The sequence below is a fragment of the Microbulbifer sp. Q7 genome, from assembly GCF_001639145.1.
In the GTDB taxonomy this organism is placed as follows: domain Bacteria; phylum Pseudomonadota; class Gammaproteobacteria; order Pseudomonadales; family Cellvibrionaceae; genus Microbulbifer.
In genome coordinates this window covers 367,645-387,212 of sequence record NZ_LROY01000001.1, presented here as the reverse complement: position 1 = coordinate 387,212, position 19,568 = coordinate 367,645, and the positions used below count along the sequence as shown (strand labels likewise).

15 protein-coding genes are annotated in these 19,568 nt (G+C 59.6%); 10 read left to right on the top strand and 5 right to left on the bottom strand.

Translation table 11 applies throughout. The annotated features are described in order from the left end of the window. Positions 1-50: 50 nt before the first annotated feature. Positions 51-2,795, top strand: a complete 2,745-nt coding sequence (gene polA / locus AU182_RS01450) for a DNA polymerase I (protein ID WP_066959650.1) — start codon at positions 51-53, stop codon at positions 2,793-2,795. Between the two features lie 774 nt (positions 2,796-3,569). On the opposite strand, the gene yihA is transcribed toward polA, so the two are convergent. Beyond that, positions 3,570-4,232, bottom strand: a complete 663-nt coding sequence (yihA, locus tag AU182_RS01445) for a ribosome biogenesis GTP-binding protein YihA/YsxC (protein ID WP_066959648.1) — start codon at positions 4,230-4,232, stop codon at positions 3,570-3,572. 139 nt (positions 4,233-4,371) lie between these two features. Here yihA and AU182_RS01440 point away from each other — a divergent pair, with 139 nt between their 5' ends. The 8 genes from AU182_RS01440 to AU182_RS01405 all read left to right on the top strand — a co-directional run bounded on the left by AU182_RS01440 (position 4,372) and on the right by AU182_RS01405 (position 12,032). Further along, on the top strand, positions 4,372-5,022 hold the full coding sequence (locus AU182_RS01440) for a cytochrome c (protein WP_066959646.1): 651 nt from the start codon (positions 4,372-4,374) through the stop codon (positions 5,020-5,022). A gap of 204 nt (positions 5,023-5,226) precedes the next feature. After that, positions 5,227-5,904 (top strand): thiol:disulfide interchange protein DsbA/DsbL, encoded by a 678-nt coding sequence (locus tag AU182_RS01435; RefSeq protein WP_066959644.1) that lies wholly within the window; start codon positions 5,227-5,229, stop codon positions 5,902-5,904. Between the two features lie 127 nt (positions 5,905-6,031). After that, complete coding sequence (locus AU182_RS01430; RefSeq protein ID WP_066959642.1) at positions 6,032-7,231, top strand: hypothetical protein; 1,200 nt, start codon at positions 6,032-6,034, stop codon at positions 7,229-7,231. 172 nt (positions 7,232-7,403) lie between these two features. Beyond that, positions 7,404-7,949 (top strand): hypothetical protein, encoded by a 546-nt coding sequence (locus tag AU182_RS01425; protein WP_066959640.1) that lies wholly within the window; start codon positions 7,404-7,406, stop codon positions 7,947-7,949. Positions 7,950-8,086: 137 nt separating this feature from the next. Then, entirely contained in the window at positions 8,087-8,941 is an 855-nt protein-coding gene (locus AU182_RS01420) for a hypothetical protein (protein ID WP_153039080.1), read from the top strand. Between the two features lie 36 nt (positions 8,942-8,977). Then, entirely contained in the window at positions 8,978-9,388 is a 411-nt protein-coding gene (locus tag AU182_RS01415) for an ACT domain-containing protein (RefSeq protein WP_066959635.1), read from the top strand. A gap of 72 nt (positions 9,389-9,460) precedes the next feature. Further along, positions 9,461-10,207: a hypothetical protein gene (locus tag AU182_RS01410; RefSeq protein ID WP_066959633.1), complete on the top strand. Its 747-nt coding sequence runs from the start codon at positions 9,461-9,463 to the stop codon at positions 10,205-10,207. A 139-nt stretch (positions 10,208-10,346) separates the two neighbouring features. Then, a complete protein-coding gene (locus AU182_RS01405; RefSeq protein WP_066959631.1) occupies positions 10,347-12,032 on the top strand; it encodes a M28 family metallopeptidase in 1,686 nt (561 codons plus the stop codon). A gap of 14 nt (positions 12,033-12,046) precedes the next feature. Here the strand turns inward: AU182_RS01405 and AU182_RS01400 are convergent, their stop codons facing one another. Continuing rightward, positions 12,047-13,162 carry a GNAT family N-acetyltransferase/peptidase C39 family protein gene (locus tag AU182_RS01400; RefSeq protein WP_066959629.1) on the bottom strand — a complete coding sequence of 372 codons (1,116 nt, stop codon included), beginning with the start codon at positions 13,160-13,162 and terminating at the stop codon, positions 12,047-12,049. Between the two features lie 133 nt (positions 13,163-13,295). Beyond that, positions 13,296-14,132 carry a polysaccharide lyase family 7 protein gene (locus tag AU182_RS01395; protein ID WP_153039123.1) on the bottom strand — a complete coding sequence of 279 codons (837 nt, stop codon included), beginning with the start codon at positions 14,130-14,132 and terminating at the stop codon, positions 13,296-13,298. A 25-nt stretch (positions 14,133-14,157) separates the two neighbouring features. Here AU182_RS01395 and AU182_RS16600 point away from each other — a divergent pair, with 25 nt between their 5' ends. Next, the gene (locus AU182_RS16600) at positions 14,158-14,397 is read left to right on the top strand and encodes a hypothetical protein (protein ID WP_193754300.1); all 240 of its coding nucleotides are present in this window, start codon (positions 14,158-14,160) and stop codon (positions 14,395-14,397) included. Between the two features lie 200 nt (positions 14,398-14,597). Here the strand turns inward: AU182_RS16600 and AU182_RS01390 are convergent, their stop codons facing one another. Beyond that, positions 14,598-16,451, bottom strand: a complete 1,854-nt coding sequence (locus AU182_RS01390; protein ID WP_227718076.1) for a polysaccharide lyase family 7 protein — start codon at positions 16,449-16,451, stop codon at positions 14,598-14,600. Between the two features lie 241 nt (positions 16,452-16,692). Next, positions 16,693-19,563 carry a TonB-dependent receptor gene (locus tag AU182_RS01385; RefSeq protein ID WP_082859145.1) on the bottom strand — a complete coding sequence of 957 codons (2,871 nt, stop codon included), beginning with the start codon at positions 19,561-19,563 and terminating at the stop codon, positions 16,693-16,695. Positions 19,564-19,568: the final 5 nt, after the last annotated feature.

Sequence of the window (19,568 nt, the reverse complement as noted above, 5' to 3'; positions counted from 1 at the left end):
GTGCCCCAACATAAAGACCTGCAAACCCAACTCCGGCTTTCCATCTGTATATGAGCAATGACAAGAAACCTTCCGCGCCATTGATTCTGGTTGACGGCTCCTCCTACCTGTACCGCGCCTTTCACGCCCTGCCGCCCCTGGCCACCAGCCAGGGCCAGCCTACCGGCGCCGTGCGGGGCGTGATCTCCATGCTGCGCAAGCACCTCAAGGAGCACCCGGACAGCCCGGTAGTCGTGGTTTTCGACGCCAAGGGCAAGACCTTCCGCGATGAGCTGTTTGAAGAATACAAATCGCACCGCCCCCCCATGCCCGACGACCTGCGCGCGCAGATCCAGCCGATCCACGACATCATCGACGCCATGGGCCTGCCGCGGCTGGTGATCGACGGCGTGGAAGCGGACGATGTGATCGGTACGCTGGCGGTGCAAGCGCAGCAGAAAGGCATCGACGTCATCATCTCCACCGGCGACAAGGACATGGCCCAGCTGGTGCGCCCCGGTGTGACCCTGGTAAACACCATGTCCAACACCGTGCTGGATGAAGAGGGGGTGAAGGAAAAGTTTGGCGTAGGCCCGGACCTGATCATCGACTTCCTCGCCTTGATGGGCGACAAGGCCGACAACATTCCCGGGGTTCCGGGTGTGGGGGAAAAAACCGCGCTGGCACTGCTGCAGGGTCTGGGCAGCCTGAAAGACATCTACGCCAATCTCGACGCCATCGCGCCGCTGGGGTTCCGCGGCTCCAAGACCCTGGCCAAGAAAATGGCGGAGCACAAAGACGCCGCGGATATGTCGTACCTGCTCGCCACCATCAAAACCGATGTCGAGATGGATTGTGCGCCGGAGTCCCTGGCCAATGGCGAGCCGGATACGGAAAAGCTGCGGGCGATGTTTAGCGAGCTGGAGTTCCGCAGCTGGGTCGATGAGCTGGGCGGTGACGACGAGCCGGAATCCGCCGCCGAGGCGCTGGCGGTCGAGCGCAACTACAGCATTATTCTCGATGAGAAAACCCTGGACGCCTGGCTGGAGCGACTGAAAAACGCCGAGGTGTTCGCCTTTGATACGGAAACCACCAGCCTCAACTATATGCAGGCCAAACTGGTGGGGGTGAGCTTCGCGGTGGAGCCCGGTGAGGCCGCTTACCTGCCCCTTGCCCACGACTACATGGGTGCGCCCGCGCAGGTGGACTTCGACGTGGCACTGGGCAAACTGAAGCCGATTCTTGAAGATGAGCGCTATAAAAAAGTCGGCCAGAACCTCAAATACGACAGCCATATTCTGGCCAATTACGCCATCCAGCTGCGCGGCATCGCACGCGACACCATGCTGGAATCCTACGTGCTGAACAGCACCGCCAGCCGGCACGATATGGACAGCCTCGCGCAAAAATATCTCGGCGAATCAACGGTCAAGTTCGAGGATATTGCCGGCAAGGGCGCCAAGCAGCTGACCTTCAACCAGATCGAACTGGACAAGGCCGGGCCCTACGCCGCGGAAGACGCCGATATTACCCTGCGCCTGCACCGGGAGCTGAGTGGTCGCCTGGCCAAGGAGCCGAGCCTGGAAAAAGTGCTCGACGAAATCGAGATGCCGCTGGTACCCGTGCTGGTGCATATCGAGCGCAATGGTGCCTACATCGATGCGGCCATGCTGAAGAAGCAGTCCGGCGAGCTGGAACAGAAAATGCGCGAGCTCGAACAGCGCGCCTACGACGAGGCGGGCGAGGAATTCAATCTCGGCTCCACCAAGCAGCTGGGCGCTATCCTGTTTGAAAAACTCCAGATCCCGGTGATCAAGAAGACCCCCAAGGGGGCGCCGTCCACCGCGGAGCCGGTACTACAGGAGCTGGCCCTTTCCCACAAACTGCCGGCGTTGATCATGCAGTACCGGGGCATGGCCAAACTGAAAAATACATACACCGACAAGCTGCCGCAAATGATCGACCCGACCAGCGGCCGTGTGCACACCTCGTATCACCAGGCGGTGGCGGCTACCGGGCGCCTGTCTTCGAGCGACCCCAATCTGCAGAATATCCCGATTCGCACCGAAGAGGGCCGCCGCATTCGCCAGGCCTTCGTCGCCGATCCGCGCATCAATGGGGGCAGCCTGATCGTGGCTGCGGACTACTCGCAGATCGAGCTGCGCATCATGGCGCACCTGTCGGGAGATAAAGGCCTGTTGGATGCCTTTGCCGAGGGCGCCGACATTCACCGTGCGACCGCCGCCGAGGTGTTCGAGGTGCCCGCCGCTGAGGTGTCCGATGAGCAGCGTCGCCGAGCGAAAGCCATCAACTTCGGGCTGATCTACGGGATGAGTGCTTTCGGCCTCGCCAAGCAGCTGGATATCCCGCGCGCGGATGCCCAGACCTATATCGACCGTTATTTCCAGCGCTACCCCGGTGTCCTCGCTTACATGGAGAACACCCGCAAGCAGGCCGCGGACAAGGGCTACGTGGAAACCCTGTTCGGCCGCCGCCTGTACCTGCCGGAAATCAATTCCCGCAATGGCATGCAGCGTCAGGCCGCCGAGCGCACCGCGATCAATGCGCCGATGCAGGGCACCGCAGCGGACATTATCAAGCGCGCGATGATTGCGGTGGATGCCTGGTTGCGCGAGGAAGCGCTGCAGTCGCGCCTGATCATGCAGGTGCACGATGAACTGGTGCTGGAAGTGCCCGCGAACGAGCGGGGTTTGATCGTAAAGCGTATTCCCGAGTTGATGCAGGCCGCCGCAGAACTGGATGTGCCGTTAATCGCGGATCTCGGTGAAGGCGTCAACTGGGATGAGGCGCACTGAGTCATCGGGTTTACATTTTTTTAAATTTTTTTCGAACCTGCGGAACTCCCGCAATCAGGGGGCCTCTAACTAAGCAAGATCGTTGGATTGCATCATCATCCCCCAAAGCTTAGTCAGAAGCCCCTCGCCCCGAAGCTACCCCCCTCGGGGCTTTTTTTTGCCTGGCGTTTGCGTCTGGGTACGCTGTAACTGCCTGCCGCTCTGGTCAAGCAATGATCTGCATCGGCGAAAAATTGCGCATGAAGGAAGTTAATTGGGTTCAGAGCGGGAAGAATGTCTCAACAACAGAATATTTTGCCCCCGGCGAATCAGATTGTGGGATACAGTTCCCGAATCCGAACTGCGGAACGCAGCGCGAAGAAAAAGAGTGGGGAACCTTAGCGGCCCAGCTTAGTCTTTGTAGTGAAGGGAATGCATCGGATGCAGTGGAATTTGGGTGAGAACCCAAGAGCGCGCCCGTCCCCCTGGGCGTGTTCCCCAAGGTGCCCATCCCCAAGGGCACTGACCCCTAGCCGGCAGCTGCAATCTGCCGGCTTTTTTTTGCCCGTCACTTTTCTTCGCCCGACTCTGTGCCCCATATCGCGGGCCGCGTCCGGTTACCGCAATGAACGACACCGGGTGCCAGTGCATGGCCGTGCGGTGGGGTGTCACCGACAAATTCACCGGGCTCACCTTCAGTTTAGTCGAAATCTGGCGGGCCATTTCACCATTGCCCGCACAGCCGATACTGGCTCCAGATACGGGCTTATGGTGCACCGGTGATCGCTGGTCAGGCTAGGCGGGAGTTGTGTTGTCGTCGTCCTGTGCCTCTGGTGGCGCCAGCGACAGCCACTGATTCAGGCGCGCCTCCAGCTTTCCCAACCCCTTGCGCTTGGGAGAGGAAAAGATCTGTACGCTGACGTTGTTGTCCAGTTCCAGTGCCTTCAGTTCCTTTTCCACCGCGAAGCGCACATTGTTGGCGGGCCCGTTCTTCAGCTTGTCGGCCTTGGTCAGCAGAATATGTGCCGGTAGCCCGGCGTTGACTGCCCAGGAGAGCATCTGCAGGTCGAACTCCTTGAGCGGCTGGCGGATGTCCATCAGCAGCACCAGGCCCTTGAGGCACTGGCGCTGTTCCAGGTAAAACGCGAGATGTCGTTGCCACTCGTCTTTCATGGAGCGGGCCACCTTGGCGTAGCCATAGCCCGGCAGATCCACCAGCCGCTGCTGCTCGCTCAGGCGAAAGAAGTTGATCAGCTGGGTGCGTCCCGGTGTCTTGGAGGTGCGCGCCAGCTTGCCGTTGTCGGTCAGGGCGTTGATGGCGCTGGATTTGCCGGCATTGGAGCGTCCCGCGAACGCGACCTCGGCGCCGGTATCCTCCGGGCACTCCGCCAGGGTGGGCGCACTGATTAAAAATTCCGCACGGCGGAAGTTGATTCGTTCTACATTGGATTCAGACATGTGTCTTCCCGGTACACTCAGATGGCGCGCAAGTATATAATGCCGCGGTTTCAACGTCGCTGATGGCTGCCGGGCGTACGGATAAGCCGCCAGCGACGTTAATCGGGTGCTCAATATTCAGCGCGCAACAGGACGACGTATGAACAGCATTATAAAGAAGGCCGCTTTGGCTTTGGGAATGGTAGCGTTCGCTCAGGCAGGTTACGCCGCCGGTGACGCCACTGCGGGGCAAGCGAAGGCGGCGATGTGTGTCGCCTGTCACGGTGCAGATGGCAACAGCCCGGCGCCGACCTTTCCGAAAATCGCCGGTCTTGGTGAAAAGTACCTGCTCAAGCAGCTGCACGATGTCAAAAACGGAGATCGTGCCGTGCCGGAAATGACCGGTATGCTGGACAATATGAACGATCAGGACCTGCAGGACATTGCCGCGTTCTTCGCTTCGCAGAATATCCAGATTTCCGGCTCCGAGGCCTTCTCGGTCATGCTGAACAACGGCGACAACGTGGATGGCCTGGCCCTGGGCCGCGAGATCTACCGCGCCGGCAACCCCTCCAGCGGTGTTCCCGCCTGCATGGGCTGTCATTCGCCCACCGGTCTGGGCAACGCCCCGGCGGGCTACCCGCGCCTGTCCGGCCAGTATGCAGAGTATGTGGAGAAGCAGCTGAAAGCCTTCCGCGCTGGCACCCGCGCCAATGATGGCGACACCCGCGTTATGCGCACCGTGGCCCGCCAGCTGACCGATGCTGAAATCAAGGCTGTGGCGAACTATGTGGCCGGCCTGACCGAGTAAACTCTGTCCCGCCCGCCATCCGCAACGGGCACTGGGTCACAAGGGCCGGTCACTGACCGGCCTTTTTGTGTCCTGCTGCCGCACCCGGGTTGCACCGGAGCCCGGGAACTTCAATAATTTCCGCGGTCTATATTCAGCCGGGCGCCAGCAAGCAACCGTCATACTGCGCCCGTCACCCAGAATAAAAGTTTGGAGTAAGTCCCTATGAGAGCTGTTGTTGCCCTGTTTACCATGCTGCTGAGCCTTGCAGCCTGCGCCCAGGATTCGCCGGGTAAGTTCAAAGCAGGCCAGCACTATGAAGTGCTGCCACAGGCTGTCGCCCAGGACGACGATAGCAAGATCGAAGTGACCGAGCTGTTCTGGTACGGCTGTGGACACTGCTACCACTTCGAGGCGCCGCTGAAAAAATGGCAGGAAACCATGCCCGCCGACGTCGCCCTGAAGAAGATTCCGGCCATCTGGCAGCCGGTGATGGAAGTGCACGCCCGCATGTTCTACGTGGCCGACGCCATGGGTGCACTGGACAAGGTGCACGGCCCGGTTTTCAATGCCATCGCCCAGCAGCGCAAAATGTTCGCCGACCGCGACGGTCGCAACTGGAATCCGGACAACGCCGCTATTGCCGCGATCTTTGCCGACAATGGTGCCGATGGTGAAAAGGCGGTGAAACTGCTGAATTCCTTCGCCATCAACAGCAAGGTCAAGCAGGGTCAGGCCAAGCAGCGCGCCTACAACCTGAGCGGTACTCCGGAAATGGTCGTGGCCGGCAAGTACCGTGTCAGCACCTCGCTGCCCGGGCTGAAAGGAAAATCCAACGGCCAGCAGCTGATGCTGGAAGTGGTGGACTTCCTGATCGAGAAAGAACGCGCCGAAAAAGGCTGATTGAGCCCGGCTAAAAAACCCCGCACCTGCGGGGTTTTTTTATGTCTGCCGTTCCGGCAGCACTTTGTATGCTCCGTGTTGCTGCTAGGCTAGAACGGGATACCAAAAAATTTCCGCCAGTCACAACATGCCCAGACTACATCCACGCCAGCGCTACCTGCCCGTGCTCGCACTCTGCCTCGTGTGGGGATGGGCCTGGGCACAGCCCGCGGTCGACCAGCAGAACCGCAGTACCGCCGCGCGCGCGGTGAACCTGCTGTCATTTGTGGCGGTAGATTACCCCGAGGCGGTGGTGGGTGGCGCAATCCGCGACCGCAGCCTGTATCGCCAGCTACAGGGGAATGTGGCGGTGGCCACGTCACTGCTGCAGACGTTGCCGGACAAGCCCGGTCGCGCCCAGTTGCTGGAGAACCTGCGCGCGCTGGCGCAGGCGGTGGAGAAGCGCGCTCCGGTGGCCGAAGTACGCCAGCGCGCCAATACCGCCGCCGATCGTTTTGCCGCGCTCTACCAGTTACCCCGCTCGCCGGCTGAGCCGCTGCCCCCCGCGGGCGAAGCGCTGGCGTTGTACCAGGACCGCTGCCAGCACTGTCATGGGGTGCGCGGTGATGCGCCCCAGGCGGAGCGCAAGTTGAATGATCCGGCGCGCATGGCCAACCTCAGCCTGTACGATTTCTACAACGTGCTCGAGCCCACCCGCAACGACGCCCACGATGCCGACGTCGATGGCGATCTCAGCCATCGCGAGCGCTGGGCACTGGCGGTGATGGTGGCCGGGTTCGCGGCCCCCGAGTCGGCCCCGGCCCTCGAACGCGCCAGAGAATACCCCGCACTGGTGGGATTGCCCGGTGCGGCGATCTTGCGCCCCGCAGAGTTGCCACCCCAGGCCCGCGATGCCCTGATGTGGTGGCGAGCCCATCCGCAGGAAACCGCCCATCTTCAGCACCCCCTGGCGCGGGCGGCGGGGCTTTTGTACCTGGCGCAGAGCGCCTATCGCGGTGGCGATACCGCCAGTGCCTATCACCAGGTGATGCTTGGTTTGCGTGAAGGCTATGCCCAGGCCCGGCCACAACTGGTGGCGCGCAACCCCGCGCTCGCGGCACAGCTCGATCAGCAGTGGCAGGAACTGCGGCAATCGATCCTCGACCGCGCCCCCAGCAATAAGGTGATTGATAAATTCCAGCGCCTGCTGGGCAATGTGGTGCGCGCGCGGGAGCAGATGCAGCCATCTTCTGGCAGCGCAATATATGCGTGGGCCGCGATATTGTTTGTCGCTGCACTCGGCTTGGGGGCTCTGCTGTGGTACCGGCTTCGCCGCCGGCGACGGTGACGAGCGCTGAATGCGCACGCTGCGCGGCAGGGTATGGCCGATCTAGGGTGGCGTGGCGCGGAATCAAAGAATTTTGTCGCATTCGCTGCCACAGTTGAGATTTACGACTAGGCTTTTATTTAGGTTGTTCAAATAACCGCCAGTCGTAGAATCCAACAGAGAAGAGTGCCGCATGAAGTTGTTGCGTCAGTTGTCCTTCCGTCCCGTTCTCCTATCCCTACTGCAGGCCTATTTACTGGTGCTTGTAGTGTTCCTTCTGGTCCCGATGATCGCGACCGCTCAGTCCAAAACGCCCGATCAGGCCAACGCCCACCAGTGGGCGGGCAACTGGCTGGTGGTGGGGCAGGGCGACGAGCAGCTGGTATGGCAGCTCAAGTCGGATGGTACCGGGTTTGCCCATGGCTTCCGCAAAGACGGGCAGCTCACGCACGGGTTTGCCATTTCCTGGCGGATCGAGGGCGATACCGTGCGCATTCGCACCGGCGGCACCCTGCACTGCAACAGCGGCATGGTCTATGCGCAATTTACCGGTTGGAGCCCCGTCACCCTAGACTTCAACGTGATCGACGGTCGTCACTGGCGGCAACACAATGGCGGCATTCTGGCGTTTCAACGCCGCCTGCCCAACTGGGAAACGCCCAATCACGGTGCCGAGTGCCCGAACCTGTACGAAGGTCAGCGCAAGGACCCCCAGCAGACCGCCTCTACGGGTAATTGAGCCCCGGGCGCGGAAGCAGGAATGTGACGGTGCATCTTGCGGTGCCCAGCCGCCGGCCCGGTCAGGAGCGACCCCTCGGCGGCCCCATCCATTCGCCAGACACTCAGGGACGGGTAAAGCGCAAGCGGAGACCGGCTGTGACACAGCAACGCTTTAGCTCCTCGCAGCGCGCAATGGCCGCGCGAATTTTGCGCCCGCTCGTTTGGGCAGCGGCGGTGGCGATTACCGGCTACGGCCTGCATTCCCAAGCCGAGGAAAGCGCGCAGCAGGGTGCCGATGCCGAGAGTTCCGAGAATCGGGTGGAAGAGGCCCAATATCCCGGCTGGAATACCGAGTCCCGCCTGCAAGCCTCACAGTGGGTCGGCAACTGGTTAATCTCCCGCGATGGCGAAGCGCAGCATGTTTGGAGCCTGAACAAGGACGGCACCGGTCGTTCCTATGCGTTCAGCCGTCACGGCGACAAAATGAAGTTCGCTTACGGCTACGATATTCGCTGGTATTTCGATCCGTTCACCCAAATGGCCAATATCAAAACCGAGCGCAGGATCGTGTGTCGCGGTGGCCGCCTGTATCCCTATTTCCTCACCCTGAAATCCTACGAAAGCGATTACGCGGTCAAGGGCAAGTATGCCTGGCAGACCACCTGGACCGAGGCCAGCATCGGGCGCAACTACCTGCATAAATCCCTGGTGGTATTTGTGGCACCGCTATCCGGTTGGCACAACCCCGAAAAAGACGCGCCCTGTCCCACATTTCCGCGCATGGATATCGAGAAAGATATCGATACCGCCCTCGACCGCTGGGAGACGGAGGCGGTAACCGCGGAGCTGGTTGACACCACACCCGCCGAGGGCGAGCCGGAATTTGAGGGTGAAACCTTTGGCGGCGAAGAAGCCGCCCCCGCCGTGGCATCGCCACAGAAGCGCAAAAACACCGCAAAAGCGCGTGTGAAAGACAAGTCCGCAAAACCGAAAAATCGCCGGCCGGACTGACCGGGTACCGATTATCAGACTGGAGACACAAGTATCATGAATGCCCAGGTACAAATCGACCAGCTACTACAACGCATGACCCCGATCCTGAACCGCACACCGCTGGTGATGTGCACCCTCGATGACGCCCAGTTGCAGCAACTGTTGCATGAGTGCCTGTGTGTGTTTCGCGAGCGCGAGGGTGTCTGTGCGCTGCTGCCAAAAGAAATAGCCGAGCGCGAAGCCATCCCGGAAGATGGCGGCTACCGCCAGATTACCCTGCAATACTCCGCGTGCCTGCAGGTGCCTGGGCTTACCGGCATTATTGTGGGCGAGCTCGCCGACGCCGGTATTCAGGCCAATATCGTGTCTGCCCGCTTTCACGAGCATCTGCTGGTGAGCGAGCGCGATGCGGCGCAGGCCATGCAGATCCTGTACGGCATCAGCAACCGATTGCAGTACAGCTAGCGCTGCACACCTGACGTCGGCAGACAAGATCGATATCCGGCAGGGAGCGCCGCTGAGGAGCTTCCCGAGACCATGCATATCGCCTACCCCGCACCACTGCCACACGGCCACATCCATCAGGTGTTGCCGGATTTTTTTGTGGTGCGCGGTACGGCCCGCATCGCACCCCGGGTAGTGGTGAACCGCAATATGGGTATCCTGCGCTCCGGCGATGACCTGCTGCTGGTGAACCCCGTGCGGCTTCGCCGCCTGGAAGAGGAGCGCTTGTGCGAGCTCGGTCGTGTGCGCCAGGCCGTGCGGCTCGGCTACTACCACGGCTGCGATGATCTCTATTATCGCGACCGCTTCAATGTATTTTTCTGGCGTCAGGCCCACTCCGACCACTACCCGTTACCGCCCGCCGATCAGTTTCTTACCGACGGCGGCACCTGCCCGGTTACCGGTGGGCGGGTGTTCGAGTTCAGCAACAGCAAAGTGCCCGAGGCGGCCCTGTATATTCCGCAGGCCGGTGGCCTGCTGCTCACCTGCGATGCGCTGCAATACTGGGACGGCTGGACCGGCTGCAGTTGGGCCGGCAAATGGATGCTGCGCTTGAGTGGCGTGCACCGGGGGATGCAGGTGGCCCCGGGCTGGCGCCGCCGTGCCACGCCGGACCACGAAAACAGCCAGCGCTGGCTCGCCGCGGATTTCCAGCGCCTGTTGAACCTGCCGTTTTACCACCTGCTCGGCGCTCACGGCGATTTCTGTGCAGACCGGGCCCACGAACTGGCTGAAAACGCCGTCGCCAGCAGTTTTATGAGACTTGCACCTCGCCACTGATGTCCGCCAATCGCCGGTCTGGATACCGGTGTCCGTGTTAAGCTCGCCCGCAAGATTCCCAAAAAACATTCGGTCACCAGGTTCGTAGTCGCGTTCGCTCACAAACGATACTTGCAAGACCGATGCTGACGAGCTTCCCATGACAATAAACCGTATCGCTGGTCGCATTGCTGTAGCGGCCACCCTCTCCGTACTGCTGGGGGTGGGCATGGGTGCCTGCACCCGCCTCTCGGGCCAGCCCCCCATCCCAACCGCCGACAGCGACAAGATGCGTGCAGATGTGGAATACCTTGCCGCCGACACGCTCGCCGGGCGTCAGACCGGCAGTGCCGGTTACCGGCAGGCCGCGCAGTATGTCGCCGACCGTTTTGCGGCACTTGGCCTGCAGTTGATCACCGGCGACGACTACTTTCAGTCGGTGCCATTTCGCGAGGCCCACTGGGGGGATGAGCGGGCCACCCTGGTGCTGCACGGACGCGAGGGGGATATTACCTTTCAGCTGGGAGAAGATTTTCTCGCATCCCCCCCGACCATCAGTGAAGACACGGTAGCTTCTGCGGGATTGGTGTTTGTCGGTTACGGTATCGAGGCGCCAGACTACGGTCTCGACGATTACGCCGGGCTGGATGTGCAGGGCAAAATCGTGGTGATGCTGGATGGGCGGCCGGCGAAACTGCCCAGTGAAGTGGGTGCCCACTACGCCTCCGGGCGCAACAAGCGGGATACTGCCGCGCGGCATGGCGCGGTGGGCTCGATCACCCTGAACACCCCGGCGCGGGAAGCGCGCAGGCCGTTTGTCCGCTCCGTCGAGCACGTGAACGACCCCAGTTTTGACTGGGTGCGCGCGGACGACATTCCCGGTAACGCCATTCCCGGTTTGCACCCGGGGCTGATTCTGGACATGCCCGCGGCCAAGCAGTTGTTCATGGGCGCATTGCGCAGTCTCGATACCGTGTACACCGAGATGGAAAACGGTGTGGTACCCAAGGGGTTCCCACTGCCTTACAGCGCGACCGTCCGCAGCAGCGCCGCACACCGCAAGCTCATCAGTCCCAACGTGGTCGGCCTGTTACCCGGCAGCGACCCGGTGCTGAAACATGAATATGTCGTCTTCTCCGCGCATCTCGACCATATTGGTGCCGCCGCCCATGGGTGGGACGCGGACGCTGAATCCGGGCACGACACCATTCACAATGGTGCCCAGGACAATGCGGCCGGTATTGCAGTGATGCTGGAAGTGGCGCGACTGTTTGCGGAGTCCGCACAGGCCCCGCGGCGCTCGATTCTGTTTGTGGCGGTGACCGCAGAAGAAGAGGGGTTGCTCGGCTCCGACTATTTCGCCCAGCACCCGCCGGTTGCGCCGCGAGCCATGGTGGCCAACATCAACCTGGATATGCCGATGCTGTTGTATCCGTTCCAGGATGTGATCGCCTTCGGCGCCGAACACTCAAGCCTCGGCAAAACTGCGGCGCGTGCCGCCCAGCGGGCCAACCTCAAGCTCAGCCCCGACCCGATGCCAGAGCAGGTCATTTTTGTGCGCAGCGACCACTACAGCTTCGTGCGCCAGGGCGTACCGGCCATCTACCTGATCACCGGGCGCGAAGCCATCGACAAAAAGATTAATGGCACCGCCGCGCAAATAGAATTTCTCCAGTCGCGCTACCACCGCCCCAGTGATGAGGCGGATGAGCAGGTCAACTATATCGCCGCACAACAGTTTGCCGAAGTGAACTACGCCATCGCACGGGAAGTCACGGACGCCGAGCAAAAGCCGCACTGGTACCGGGGGGATTTCTTTGGGGATCTGTTTCGCAAAGCTCAGTGAGCCAACTATTAACGTCAGGCCTGACGCACTACCACAGCGGTGCGTAAGCGCTCACTCCCGAATAGCGACATCAATGCGAAATCTTCCCGCGCGATAGGTAGATATTGGCTGTCGAGCGGGTTGTCTTCATCGTCTACATCCGGGTCGTGCACATAAAAGCATTGGTCGTCCATACCGGTTAGTGTGACCCAGTGCGGCACCTTCTTTCCGTCCAGTCGGTAGGTGCTGATCAGTAGTAAAACCAGCGCGCCCTGTTCTAACCATTGCTGGCACTGTTCCTGGGTGAAGTCCTGTGCAATGACCGGCAAACCGGCCAAATCCGCCTGCGATCTGTAATCGGCATCGACCTGCTGGATAACGCGTTTTTTTTCCTCACTGCGTACACCCTGAATAAACAGTGGCGCCTGCAGGTTCAGATAAACCTCACAGGCAAAGCCTCGTTTCTGCATCGCCAGTGCCAGCCCGATGGGATGGCAGCCGCCGTGGCCGGAGGTCATAAAAATAGTGGTCGCTTCCCGCCACAGGGTTAATTCGTCACTGGCATTGGGCGTATAGCCCGGATCAAGGCCGGCCATGGCCATCATTGCGGCGGCGGGGCCGCAGGTAAATTCCGTGCGCTGTCCGTACCAGGGCACCTCGGCGGTCTGCAGGTTTTCCGGGCGGTAGCGAATGCGTTTCTGCATGCGCAGGGCGTTGCCGGCATCCTCATAGTAATTGCTGTAGCTGCCGAAGGTGCGGTACCCCAGCTGCTGGTAGAGCGCGATGGCGGCCGTGTTGTGCTCGGCCACTTCCAGCCGCATGTACAGGCGGCCGCTGCGGCTACTGGCGTCTTCGGCCGCGGAGAGCAGGGCTTTGCCAATGCCCTTGCCGCGACCGGCGGGCGCAACTGCCAGGGAGTAGAGTCGCGCAAGCCGGGTACCCCGACGCAGCAGTACCAGTGCGTAGCCCAGCAGACAGCCAGCCTGTTCTGCCACCAGAAATACCCGATTGTCGGTTTTCAGCCAGTGGCGAAAACGTCGACGGCTCAGGCGGTCGCCACGGAAACTGGCTTCCTCCAGGGTGCACAATGGATCCAGATCGGTATCGACGGCGGGGCGGATGGATAGGTCAGGGCTTGGGAATTGGGTCATGAAGGACAGCTGATGGGGCCGGGGTTGGCCCGCAAGGTGGTAGAAGGACTGCGATTAAAGCGCTGGTTGCGCTTGCGGGCAATATCCGTACAGAAATATTTCTTGGCAGCGCTGGCCCGCACGACCGGCGAACCTAGTAGGCGTAGCCGGTGTGACTGTTCTCCAGGGCGTAGAAGGTGGCCTGAACGTAGTCAGTGTCATCGCCAGTATTGTTCTGGTTGTACACGCCGGCCTTGAAGTAGTGGTACTGATCTGCGCTGTCGTAGCCGCTATTACGCATGTCGACCACCTGTACCACATCGTCTTTGCCCTCGCGGGTGATGGTGACGGTCAAGGTGTTGCCTTCCACCTTGATTTCGTAGCCGAAGGTTTCATCCAGGGCGATACCGTCAACCGGGTTGGATGCGCTACTGGAGCGGCTGCCGATCAGTTCGTACCAGGTATCCTCACCCCCTTTGATTTCGTGGGCGATATAGATGCTGCCATTGCTGTTGCCCGGCAGTTTCCGGTAGTAGAGGCGCAGGGGCTCATCATCGTTGGCGTGGATCTGGCCGACGATCACCCGGCCTACCTGGCCGTTGTCGCCGGTGGTGGTGACGTGGTTGACCGCAAGGGTTGCTCGCAGAATGCCATCGACGCCTGCGGCCGCTTCGCGGGCGGCGCTAGGGGCTGAGCCGAAGACCCAGTTGTTCTTATTGACGCCCTGGGTATCGATACTGGTATCGCCGCGGCGCAACATTTCCCGCAGCTCGGTACGGGTGTAAGACGTATTGGTCGAGGTTTTGTAACCAGCCACGGGGCAACGAAATACCATGCCGCCATCGTTGCCGGTAAAGAAATAGCCGCTGTTTCCGTAGCCACTGTTCAACTCGTTTTCCTTGATCGAGTCGGCTTTGCCATTGCCGTCGTCATCGGTGGGCACGCTGAGGTACCAGTCCGATAGATCAAAATTACTGGAGGGTGGTAACAGGGGATCAAGACCGGACCCAGATCCGTTGTCGGTACCGCTGCTGCTGGAGCTGCTGGATCCACCGCCAGAGCTACTGCTCGAACTTGATGAACTCGAGGATGAACTTGAAGAGGAGCTGGAGGATGAGCTCGAGGATGAGCTCGAAGTTGGCGCTTCAGGATCAGCCTGTTCTGCAGGGCCGGATTCACCACTGCAACCGGCGATCATGACCGTGAGGGTACCTGCGAAAAAAAACCGACGAAGGATTGGCTTCGATACTGCGTGAAGATTCCAGAAAGTCACGGGACAGGTTCCTGTTGATGTAAATGGGTAGGTAAAACATCGCGTAAAAACCAAAAAAACCGGAGTGGCGAAGATGAACCGACACCGCTCCGGGAAGCTTCTGCTGGGCGACCCCTTCAGACAAACGATTTCTTGGGGGTGAGGCCGCCCGCATCACGCGCTGGCGAGAGATTAAATGGAAGGTTAATCGTGCGACTGCTCCAGGGCGTAGAAGGTCACCTGGACATAGTCACTGGCATTGCCGGTGTTGTTCTGGTTGTACACCCCGGCCTTGAAGTACTGGTACTGGTCGGCGACGTCGTAACCGCTGTTGCCCATATCCACAACCTGTACCACATCGTCTTTACCAGCACGGAAGATGGTCACGGTGAGGGTGTTACCGACAACCTTGACCTCGTAGCTCCAGACTTCATCCAGTGCGATACCGTCGGACGGGTCCGAGGCGCTGCTGGAACGGCTGCCAATCATGTCGTACCAGCTGTCGCTGCCGCCGTTTGGCTCATGGGCGATATACACAGAACCTTTGCTGTGGCCCGGTAACTTGCGGTAGTAAAGACGCAGCGGTTCGTCGTTGTTGGCGTGAATCTGTCCAACAATCACCCGTCCAACCTGGCCGCTATCTCCGGTAGTGGTGACATGGTTTACCGCGAGGGTTGCGCGTAAAACACCGTCGACACCGCCGGCTGCTTCACGTGCCGAAGCGGGTGCGGAGCCGAATACCCAGTTGTTTCCATTGACCCCCTGGGTGGCAATGCTGGTGTCGCCACGACGTAGCATCTCGCGCAGCTCGGTGCGGGTATAGGACGTGTTGGTCGATGTTTTATAGCCATCGATCGGGCAGCGGAACACCATGCCGCCATCGGCAGCAGTATAGAAGTAGGTGCCATCTGCATAGCCTGCATTCAGGTCATTTTCCTTGATGGAGTCGGCCTTGCCATCGCCATTGTTGTCGGTAGGCACGCTCAGGTACCAGGCGCTCAGGTCGAAGTTGCTGGACGGGGGCAGGTTCGGATCGAGGCTTCCGCCCGAGCTGGAACCGCCAGAGCCACCGCTGGAGCTGCCACCTGAACTGCTGCTGGAACTACTGGAACCGGAAGAGGATCCGCCAGAGCTGGAACCGCTGCCGCTCTCCGTGCAGCCGATTACATCCATTTCCAGAATGCTGTTCCAGTTGTTGGCGGTGTTGCCACTGCCGGTGACGCGAACATAGCGAGCGCTGGTGTCCGCGAGATCATAGCGTTCAAAATCCGCTGTGGTACCGCTCGACTGCCCGCCAGATAGGACCACGGTCCAGTTGCTATTGTCGGCCGAAGTCTCGACCTCAAAGAAGCTGGCTCGCTGGTTGCCCTTGTACCATGCGATATCAATGGCCTGCACGGTTTGGGGGACACCGAGATCTAGCGTGATCCATTTGATGCCCTGAGAGGACCAGCGAGATTGTGCCGCGAAGCTGCCGTCGAGTACATTTGCCGGGCCGTTACCGTCGTTAGTGCCATCATCCGTTGCGGCAATAATGGTAAGGCTGCTACCTGAAGTGCAGCTGTCGCCGCCGGAACTGGAGGAGCTGCTGGAGGAACTGCTGGATGAGCTGGACCCGGTACCGAGGCTCTCCAGGGCGAAATCATCGAAGCGACCTTCGCCACCGTTATAACTACCGAAGATGGTAATGCTGCTGGCACTACCGGAATTGAACTCCACTGACACCGGTTGCCAGTCGGAATGACTTGCGCTGCTATCGAACGTAGATCCGCCCACCTGTGCACCGACGGTGCCGGCCCCACGCACGTAAGCGGTCAAACGATAATTGGTGTTTGAACTGACGGGAACTTCCTGTTCGACGCGACCACCGCTACCGGAAACTTTTGCGGACTTGCTGCCACTGTTAGCAACGCCGGAAAGGGCAGAAGGATCGGTGTCGACCCAGTTGTCAAAGCTGCTTTCAAAGCCAGGGTTAAGAATGGATGCGTTGGCACTGGCAATACAAGCAGACAGTACGACAGCGCAACTTACTTTCATCGCTAGAGATGTTGATTTCATGGGACCCTCTTTATGTATTTATGTAGGGTTTTCTAATTGGCAGCAATTAAAACCTGCTGCGTCGTTTACCGAGTTTTCAAACCACGGCAGTGCCACCGGTAGTATCCGGTTCTCTCAACTCTGCATGGGATATAACGAAAAAGAGCGGCAAATCTGGTCAGGGAATACAGCCGGCGGTGTGAAACCGCCGGCTGTACTTCATTGCTGGAGGTCAGCAATAAGCTTGAGTGCAACGAGAGGATCAGAACTTCGCGCGCACACCCAGTACGTAGCGACGGTCAGTTTCCATGATCTGGAACGCTGTGCCGTTGGCACCGGTGTTGATAGTGGGCTCTGCGGTCAGGTTAGTAACGTTTGCGATCACCGTAATGTCTTCGGTCACGTCATAGCTGGCAGAGAGGTCCAATTGCGAGAGGTCTTCGCGGTAATCGTTGCCCAGTGTTGGATCATCCGAACCTGCGCCCAGTACGAGCTCACCCAGCGGCAGTACGCGTTTGGTTTGCGCGCTATCCAGGAAGCGGTCGCGATAGGTGTAGGCGAGGCGAATACCCAGGCCTTCGTACTCGTAGTAAAACTGCGTGTTGAAGGTATTTTTAGAAATATCTTCCAGCGCAACGCCATTCGGGTCTTCACTGTCCGCGTAGGTGTAGTTGGCGCTGATGCCCAGGCCAGACCAGCGACCAGGCAGGAAGTCGAAGGCTTGCTGGTAACCCAGCTCCAGCCCTTGAATCTTGCCGTTCTCACCGTTGGTGATGAAGTCGGTGAGAATACCCATTTCAGAAATTGGCGTGTTCGCATTCGCGTACTGAATGCCATTCGCCTGCCACAGACAGATTTTGTCGAAGTCCGAGGTATTGGTCAGGGTACTGACCACTTCCGGCTGGTTTTCACATTCAAAGGTCTGGGTCAGGAAGGATTCAACATCCTTGTAGAACAAGGTGGCAGACACCATGTTGCTGTCCCAGTAGTGCTCGGCAGCAATGTCATACTGGGTCGCGCGATAGGGCTCCAAATCCGGGTTGCCCCGGCTGGCGGCGATGTAGGCATCACGATAGTTGTAGGCGGGGCTCAGCTCATTGAAGTCGGCGCGGCGCATGACCTTGGCCGCAGCAAAACGCAATTGCGTATCTTCGTTGAGGCTCCAGGTGACGTTAACGCTCGGCAGGAAATCGTCGTAGCTGGCACCGTCGGAGACGATGTCGCCATCTTGGTATGCCCTGGAGGTGACGTCTGTGGAGACGTAACGACCACCTACAACAGCGCGCACATCGCCAAAGTCCAGATTGGCCTGGACGTAGGCGGCAGACGTTTCTTCATTCACTTCCGAGTAGCTGCCTTCCTGGTACGCAAGGTTGTCCGCAAGGCTGCCACTGATCTCCATATTCGTTCCGGCCAGCAGCTGCTGAACGATATCGAAGGTTGCCTGCTGGTTTTGCAGAAGGCCCACATCGTACGCGGTTACTTTAGCCAGGTCGTAAGCGCCACTCCTGCCGGTGTGTTCAAACGCATCCCCGCTAAAATCGTAGTCCTTGATCGCATTCGGGAACTGTGCGGCGATATCTTCCATCCAGATGATGTCCGGATTACCGTCCGCGTCCTCCAAGTTTTTGAAGATATTGGTAATGCGGAACTGGTAGCGGTTCTGTTCGAAATCCCGCGATGTCGCGCGCACACCGGTTTTGACGGAAGATACCCACTCAAGGCCGAACGGCTCAGCATACTCAACGTCGAACTTGAACGCGCTTTCTGCATTATCGATGTAGGTACGGGTATCTTCGTAGCGGCGGAACGCCTGATTTTGCTGATCGGTAAATACATAGCCGTCGGCAAAGTCGATGGTCGGTGCGCTGTTGTTGCTGTTCTCGAAGGTCACCGGAATCAGCCATTTGTTCTCACCATCCGCGCCCTGGCCTTCCAGCTCGCGATCGATGCCGCGGAAACGGAATTCAGAGAAAGGCGTGTAGCTATCGGACTCTGCGTAGGAAAATTCCCCACTCACGGTCAGCTTCTCGGTGAAATCCCATGCGCCACCAAACGCGTGGCTGAAGGAGTCGCTGTTGCGGAAGCTGGAGCCGGCAGTCTGTAGTGGCTGAACTTCGTCGTACATGAAGTTTTGCAGCTGGCCATTTTCGTCTTCGTAGGTTTGTCCTGGAATCACCGTCGGTGAGTCGAGGATGTGCAGCAGTGAGAACGTCTCCTGGCTGCCCGCGCGCTCTACGGAGTTCAGGTCCAGATAGAATTGACCCTGCTCTGACGCCGGCGCCCACTGGAATGCGAGGTTGATCGCGGTGCGCTCACGCACTTCGGTGCGCGGGTTAAAGGTATGCTCGCGGCCATATACGTAATTGCCGCTGGGGGTATTCTGTGCGGGGGGCATTCCCTCGACCTCACCGACCTGCAGCTGCACCAGGGATTCGTCGCGACGCAGTTCGCGGTCCTGGTAGGCCAAAGACGCAATCACGCCAAAGGTGCCGGCATCACCCAGATCCCAGGTGTTGCCCACGCCGGAGTTGATGATAGGGGCCCAGTTATCGGCCTTGTCGGCGTACTCGCCCTGCACAGATACAGCGGCCAGAGGTCCGTTGAGATCCAGCGGACGGGCCATTTTCAGGCTGATGGTGCCGCCGAGCGCGCCTTCGGTCATTTCCGGGGTAGGCGACTTGATCACTTCCACTTTTTCAAGGAACGCGGCGGGGAAGTCCTGGAAGTCGATGCCGCTGCGGGTATCACCCAGTACGGAGCGGCCGTTTACTTCCACGCGGTTTTGCTTAAGGCCACGAATGGAGACCTCGGAGCCCACACCGAAGTCGCGGTTGATGGAAACCCCGGTCACTCGCTGCAGTGCTTCGGCGATGTTGTTGTCCGGGAGTTTACCGATATCTTCCGCAACAACTGCGTCAACCACTCGGGCGTCGTCGCGCTTTGCGTCAGCGGCTGCCTCCAGGCTGGCACGAATACCGGTCACGCTCACTTCTTCGAGCGCAGCGGCGTCGTCCGTTTGGGCGGCAACCATTGGGGTAAATGCCATAGCAGAGGCGGAGAGCATCAGCACACTCAGATCCTTCAGTGCACTCTGCTTATCGAACTTCTTAAACGTTTTATTGTTATCCATGTAAC